We start from the raw sequence: 6,604 nt of genomic DNA, 5'->3' as shown, positions 1-6,604 counted from the left end.
CGGTTACCGCGGTCGTCCCGGTGGCGGCGGCCGCCCCGGCCAGCGCGGTGGCGCGGCGGGTGCGTTCGGTCGTCCCGGCGGTGCACCCAAGCGCGGTCGCAAGTCGAAGCGGGCGAAACGCGCCGAATACGAGAACATGCAGGCGCCGGTCGTCGGTGGCGTGCGGTTGCCGCACGGCAACGGCGAAACCATCCGGCTCGCCCGCGGCGCATCGCTGGTGGATTTCGCCGAGAAGATCGACGCGAATCCGGCAGCACTGGTGCAGGCGCTGTTCAATCTCGGCGAGATGGTGACTGCCACACAGTCCGTCGGCGACGAGACGCTCGAACTGCTCGGCGGCGAGATGAACTACGTCGTCCAGGTCGTCAGCCCTGAGGACGAGGACCGTGAGCTTCTGGAATCCTTCGACCTCACCTACGGCGAGGACGAAGGCGACGAGGGCGATCTCGAGCAGCGACCGCCTGTGGTCACCGTCATGGGTCACGTCGACCACGGCAAGACCCGACTGCTGGACACCATCCGGAATGCCAGCGTGCGCGAGGGCGAGGCCGGCGGCATCACCCAGCACATCGGCGCCTATCAGGTCGAGGTCGAGCACGACGGCAGCGAGCGGCCGATCACCTTCATCGACACCCCGGGTCACGAGGCGTTCACCGCCATGCGTGCCCGTGGCGCGAAGGCCACCGACATCGCGATCCTGGTGGTCGCGGCCGACGACGGCGTCATGCCTCAGACGGTGGAGGCCATCAACCACGCACAGGCGGCCGACGTGCCGATCGTGGTGGCGGTGAACAAGATCGACAAGGAGGGCGCCGATCCGGCCAAGATCCGGTCGCAGCTCACCGAGTACAACCTGGTCGCCGAGGACTTCGGCGGCGACACCATGTTCGTCGACATCTCGGCGAAGCAGGGGACCAACATCCAGGCACTGCTCGAGGCGGTGCTGCTGACGGCGGACGCCGCGCTCGATCTGCGGGCGAACCCCGACATGGAAGCCCAGGGTGTGGCGATCGAGGCACATCTGGACCGCGGTCGCGGCCCGGTGGCCACCGTGCTCATCCAGCGCGGCACGCTGCGCGTCGGTGACTCCATCGTGGCCGGTGACGCCTACGGTCGCGTTCGCCGCATGGTCGACGAACACGGTGAGGACATCGAAGAGGCGCTGCCGTCGCGGCCCGCGCAGGTGATCGGCTTCACGTCGGTGCCGGGCGCCGGCGACAACCTGCTTGTCGTCGACGAGGACCGCATCGCCCGGCAGATCGCCGACCGGCGCAGCGCGCGTAAGCGCAACGCACTGGCCGCGCGCACGCGCAAGCGGATCAGCCTGGACGATCTCGATGCGGCGTTGAAGGAGACGTCACAGCTGAACTTGATCCTGAAGGGCGACAACTCCGGCACCGTCGAGGCGCTGGAGGAGGCTCTGCTCGGTATCGAGATCGACGACGAGGTCGAACTGCGAGTCATCGACCGCGGCGTCGGTGGCGTCACCGAGACCAACGTCAACCTGGCGTCGGCCTCTGATGCGATCATCATCGGGTTCAACGTCCGCGCCGAGGGCAAGGCCACCGAGCTGGCCAACCGCGAGGGCGTCGACATCCGGTACTACTCGGTGATCTACCAGGCCATCGACGAGATCCAGAGCGCGCTCAAGGGCATGCTCAAGCCGGTCTACGAGGAGAAGGAACTCGGCCGCGCCGAGATCCGTGCGATCTTCCGCTCGTCGAAGGTGGGCAACATCGCGGGCTGCCTGGTCACCTCCGGTCTCATCCGGCGCAACGCGAAGGCACGGCTGCTTCGCGACAACGTCGTGGTGGCCGAGACGGTCACGATCTCGTCGCTGCGGCGGGAGAAGGACGATGTCACCGAGGTGCGCGACGGCTACGAGTGTGGCCTGACGCTGACGTACTCCGACATCAAGGAAGGCGACGTCATCGAAGCCTACGAATTGGTGGAGAAGGAGCGGGTCTAGTGGCCGATCCGGCACGGGCACGCCGGCTGGCCAAGCGAATCTCCACGATCGTCGCCTCGGCGATCGAGTTCGAGATCAAGGATCCGCGGCTGACCGGTCTCACGATCACCGATGCCAAGGTGACCGGCGATCTGCACGATGCGACGCTGTTCTACTCGGTGTTCGGCGATTCGCTCGACGAGGAGCCGGACTACGCAGGCGCCGCGGCGGCGCTGGAGAAGGCCAAGGGTGTGCTCCGCTCCAGGGTGGGCGCCAGCCTGGGTGTTCGCTTCACTCCGACGCTGGCGTTCGAGCGCGATACCGTGCCCGATGCCGCGCACCGGATGGAGGAACTGCTGGCGCGGGCCCGCGCCGCAGATGAGGATTTGGCCAGAGTTCGAGAAGGCGCCCGACACGCGGGGGATGCCGACCCGTACCGTGTAGAAGGGGCGCAGGCAAGCGGTGGGGACCGAGACGACGAGTTCGACGCTGAGGACACCGGTGACCGCGATCGACAAAGCGACTGACGCACAGATTGCGGGCGAGCGTGTCGACGCCCGGACTGCCGCCGACCTGCTGTCCGCGGCCGACACCGTCTGTGTGGTCTGCCACGTCTATCCCGACGCCGACACGCTCGGCGCCGGTCTGGCGCTGGCGCTGGTACTCGACCATGCGGGCAAGAGCGTTCAGGTCAGCTTCGCGGCCCCGTCCGACCTGCCCGAATCGCTTCGATCGTTGCCCGGCACACACCTGCTCGTCGAACCCGACGCGATGCGCCGCGACGCCGATCTGGTGGTCACCGTCGACATCCCCAGCGTCAACCGGCTCGGTGCGCTGCGTGAGCTGGCCGACCCCGACCGCGAGGTGTTGGTCATCGACCACCATGCCTCCAACTTGCTGTTCGGCAGCGCGAACTTCGTCGACCCGTCGGCCGACTCCACCACGATGCTGGTCGCCGACCTCCTCGACGCGTGGGGCAAGCCGATCGATCTCGGCGTCGCGCACTGCCTGTATGCCGGGCTGACCACCGATACCGGTTCGTTCCGCTGGGCCACTGCCCGCGCACACCGGCTGGCCGCCCGGCTCGTCGAACTCGGCGTCGACAACGCCCAGATAAGCCGTGCGCTGATGGACACCCACCCGTTCGCATGGCTGCCGATGTTGTCGCGCGTGCTGGGGTCGGCGCGGCTGCTGCCGGACGCGGCCGGCGGTCGCGGACTGGTGTATGCCGTTGTGGGACACCAGGAGTGGGAGAACGCACGGCCCGAGGAAGTCGAGAGCATCGTCGATATCGTGCGCACCACCCAGCAGGCGGAGGTGGCGGCGGTCTTCAAGGAGATCGAGCCTGGCCACTGGTCGGTGTCGATGCGCGCGAAGTCCTACGACCTGGCCACCCTGGCGAGCACCTTCGGCGGGGGCGGGCACCGGCTGGCGGCCGGCTACTCGGCGACCGGCTCTGCGGACGAGGTCGTGCAGGAGCTTCGGGGTGCTCTTCGCTGAGCTCCGCAGCCGGCGACTTGCCTGAACCCCCAGCGGTACCGGCAGCGACCGGCCGCCGCATCGCCGGCCTGGCACTACCCGCTCTCGGGGTGCTGGCCGCAGAGCCCATCTACCTGCTGTTCGACATCGCCATCGTGGGTCGACTGGGGGCATTGCCACTGGCAGGCCTGGCCATCGGTGGCCTCGTCCTGGCCACGCTCAGCTCGAACATGACGTTCCTGTCGTACGGCACCACCGCGCGTTCGGCACGGTTCTTCGGCGCCGGTGACCGTCCCGCGGCTGTCGGTGAAGGCATTCAGGCCACCTGGCTGGCACTGGGTCTCGGCTGCGTCATCGTCCTGGTGGTGCAGGCCGCGGCCGTACCACTGGTGTCCGCGCTGGCAGCCGGCGGCGAAATCGCCGACAAGGCGCTGCCGTGGGTCCGGATCGCGATCGTCGGCGTCCCCGCGATCCTCGTGTCGGCAGCGGGCAACGGCTGGATGCGCGGTGTGCAGGACACGATGCGTCCGCTGCGCTACGTCGTTACGGGCTTCGCGGTCTCGGCCGTGCTCTGCCCGCTGCTCGTCTACGGGTGGCTGGGAATGCCGCAACTCGGGCTGGAGGGCTCGGCCATTGCGAACCTCGTTGGGCAATGGCTCGCCGCGCTGATGTTCCTGCGCGCACTGCGCATCGAGCGGGTGTCCCTGCGGATCGAGCCCGCGGTGCTGCGCGCCCAGATGGTGCTGGGCCGTGATCTGTTCGTGCGGACCCTGGCGTTCCAGGCGTGTTTCGTCTCGGCGGGAGCCGTCGCAGCCCGATTCGGCGCTGCCGCCGTCGCGGCGCATCAAGTGGTGCTGCAGCTGTGGAATTTCCTTGCCCTGGTGCTGGATTCGCTCGCCATTGCCGCACAGTCGTTGGTCGGCGCCGCGCTGGGGGCGGGCCAGTTGGCACATGCGAAGTCGGTGGCGTGGCGGGTCACCATCTTCTCGACTCTCGCCTCCGCGGTGCTGGCGGGGGTGTTCGCGGTCGGCGCGTCGGTCATTCCGAGCATCTTCACCGACGACCGGTCGGTCCTCGACGCGATCGGTGTCCCGTGGTGGTTCATGGTGGCTCAATTGCCCGTCGCCGGAATCGTTTTCGGCCTCGACGGTGTCCTCCTCGGCGCCGGTGACGCCAAGTTCATGCGCAATGCCACGCTGATCAGCGCACTGGTCGGGTTCCTGCCGTTGATCTGGCTGTCCTTGGTGTTCGGCTGGGGGCTGCTCGGCATCTGGGCCGGGCTCTCGACGTTCATGGTGCTTCGGCTGGTGTTCGTCGGCTGGCGGGCCTTCTCCGGTCGTTGGCTGGTTCCCGGGACTGGTTAGGCTAACGCCATGAAACGGCTCGCCTACGGCCTTGCCATCGCCGCATCGGCAGGTTTGGTTGCGGCACCGCAATCGGCGGCGGAGCCGTCCGTCGGCACCGCTGTCTACGTGCAGATCCGCCAGTCGTTCGCAGCGGTCGACGACGCCGACCAGTGCGTCGGCACGTCAGCGCTCGGGTCCGTTCGTCGAGGATCGTCTGTGGTCCTCTCTGAGGGCGCCACCGCGACCGACACCCCCAAAGTCGCCGTCGGTCAGTTCTTGCGCTCCAGGCTCCGCGACGGCATCTGCGAGGCGCTCTACATCACAAGCGCCCCTGTCATGCCGACGTTCAACGTCCAGTTCGCCGGTCCCGGCGGCGAACTGAGTCCCACGTTCGGTCCGACCCCGTCGGAGCCCGTCACGTATCAGCCGGGAATCGAGCAGGTGGTCCGCGTCGACATAAACGTCCCAGACGTCCCACCCGGCACCTGAGTCAACCAGCGACTCTCGCGATCACTGTCCAGCCGTAGTCGTTGGTCCTGACCGCAACGTCGCGGAAGCCGGCCGCGGTCAGGCGGGCGGGCAGCGATGCCGGATCGACCGGATTGTAGTTATCGCCTTCATGCGCGACGGCCAGCTCGTCGCTGCCAAGGCTGTCGCTGGCAACCAGCGGAGCGCCCGGCTGCAGAACGCGCGCGACCTCGGCGAACAGCCGGTCCTGCAGCTCCACCGTGGGCACATGGTGAAGCATGGTGAAACAGGCTGCGCCCGTGAATCTTCCGTCGTCGAATTCGAGCGCGGTCGCGTCGCCGTGGACGATCTCGACCGAAGGCTTCTGCGCGAAGCGCTCACGAAGTAGCGCGGCGAGCTCGTCGTCGATCTCGACCGACGTCAATCGCGCGGTGGCCTCGCCGAGGACATCGGTGGTGGCGCCGTAGCCCGGCCCGACCTCCAGCACGTCGTCGCCCAACTCGGTCTCGCGCAGCGCCCACGGCAGGATCACCTCGCGGATCATCTGCCGCCATTCCTCGCTGCCGCAGTATTCGTGCGCCTCGTTCACCGGACCTGCGCCCGTCCCCGCTCGAAGACCGCGGCGCGGTTGGCGGCGATGTCGTCGCCGCTGGCCGAGCGCATCCAGTCGATCGCCGACTCGGCCTCGATCGCCAGGCCGCCGGCGGTGCCGGCCTCGTCGATGCGGTGATACGACGCCAGCAGGGCGCGTACCGCCTTCTGGTTGTTGCCGGCGATCGACGCCGCCACCCGGCGTGCGGTGGGAATCAGCTCGTCGTGCGGTACGACCTCGGTGACCAGTCCGGCCCGCAACGCGTCGGCGGCCGAGAGATAGTCACCGGTCATGCTCATCCTGCGGGCCATTCCGACGCCGACCTTCTGCGGTAGGCGCACCGACAAACCCCACGTGGGCAGCAGTCCCACCCGGGCGTGGGTATCGGCGAACCTGGCGTTCTCCGACGCGATCAGGATGTCGCAGTACAGCGCGAGTTCCAGGCCGCCGGTCACCGCGGCGCCGTTGATGGCGCCGATCACCGGTTTGGTCATCGCCGGCCACTTCGGCGAGATGTCGGGCAGTTCGGTGGAGTCACCGAGTTCCTTGAGGTCAAGTCCCGCGCAGAACACCGGATCGGTGCCGGTGAAGATGACGACGTCGACGTCATCGGCGCTTTCCGCGTCGCGCAGCGCGCCGAAGAACGCCGTGCGAAGCGCCGCCGACAAGGCGTTGCGGGCCTGCGGGCGATTCAGCGTCAGCGTGCGCACCCGATCCCGGGTGTCGATGAGCAGCACATCTGTGTTGTTGGGGTTGGTCATCCTCCGAACC

At 68.1% G+C, this 6,604-nt stretch carries 7 protein-coding genes; 5 read left to right on the top strand and 2 right to left on the bottom strand.

The features are described from left to right. From infB to AB4Z42_RS21520, 5 genes are all read left to right on the top strand, one after another. Nucleotides 1-1,969, top strand: a 1,969-nt coding sequence (gene infB, locus AB4Z42_RS21540; RefSeq protein ID WP_442011243.1) for a translation initiation factor IF-2, incomplete at its 5' end; no start/stop codon positions are given. Then, nucleotides 1,969-2,475 (top strand): 30S ribosome-binding factor RbfA, encoded by a 507-nt coding sequence (gene rbfA, locus AB4Z42_RS21535; protein WP_442011242.1) that lies wholly within the window; start codon nt 1,969-1,971, stop codon nt 2,473-2,475. The genes infB and rbfA, both read left to right, overlap by 1 nt. Next, the gene (locus AB4Z42_RS21530) at nt 2,450-3,448 is read left to right on the top strand and encodes a DHH family phosphoesterase (RefSeq protein WP_442011241.1); all 999 of its coding nucleotides are present in this window, start codon (nt 2,450-2,452) and stop codon (nt 3,446-3,448) included. Before rbfA ends, AB4Z42_RS21530 begins: the two co-directional genes overlap by 26 nt. A 17-nt stretch (nt 3,449-3,465) precedes the next feature. Beyond that, the gene (locus tag AB4Z42_RS21525; protein WP_442011240.1) at nt 3,466-4,791 is read left to right on the top strand and encodes an MATE family efflux transporter; all 1,326 of its coding nucleotides are present in this window, start codon (nt 3,466-3,468) and stop codon (nt 4,789-4,791) included. Between the two features lie 9 nt (nt 4,792-4,800). Beyond that, the gene (locus AB4Z42_RS21520) at nt 4,801-5,262 is read left to right on the top strand and encodes a hypothetical protein (protein ID WP_442011239.1); all 462 of its coding nucleotides are present in this window, start codon (nt 4,801-4,803) and stop codon (nt 5,260-5,262) included. A 1-nt stretch (nt 5,263) separates the two neighbouring features. Here AB4Z42_RS21520 and AB4Z42_RS21515 read toward each other — a convergent pair whose 3' ends face one another. Both AB4Z42_RS21515 and AB4Z42_RS21510 read right to left on the bottom strand, forming a co-directional pair. Beyond that, nucleotides 5,264-5,830, bottom strand: a complete 567-nt coding sequence (locus AB4Z42_RS21515; RefSeq protein ID WP_442011238.1) for a class I SAM-dependent methyltransferase — start codon at nt 5,828-5,830, stop codon at nt 5,264-5,266. Further along, the gene (locus AB4Z42_RS21510) at nt 5,827-6,594 is read right to left on the bottom strand and encodes an enoyl-CoA hydratase (protein ID WP_442011237.1); all 768 of its coding nucleotides are present in this window, start codon (nt 6,592-6,594) and stop codon (nt 5,827-5,829) included. The genes AB4Z42_RS21515 and AB4Z42_RS21510 overlap by 4 nt, the downstream gene beginning before the upstream one ends. Between the last annotated feature and the right edge of the window lie 10 nt (nt 6,595-6,604).

This window comes from Mycobacterium sp. 2YAF39, assembly GCF_052114565.1.
In the GTDB taxonomy this organism is placed as follows: Bacteria; Actinomycetota; Actinomycetes; order Mycobacteriales; family Mycobacteriaceae; genus Mycobacterium.
This window is presented reverse-complemented; position numbering and strand designations above follow the sequence as displayed.

Excerpts from the sequence above, each read along its gene's own strand:
- AB4Z42_RS21520 (WP_442011239.1), top strand. The coding sequence starts at position 4,801 with ATGAAACGGCTCGCCTACGGCCTTGCCATCGCCGCATCGGCAGGTTTG.
- AB4Z42_RS21510 (WP_442011237.1), bottom strand. The coding sequence starts at position 6,594 with ATGACCAACCCCAACAACACAGATGTGCTGCTCATCGACACCCGGGAT.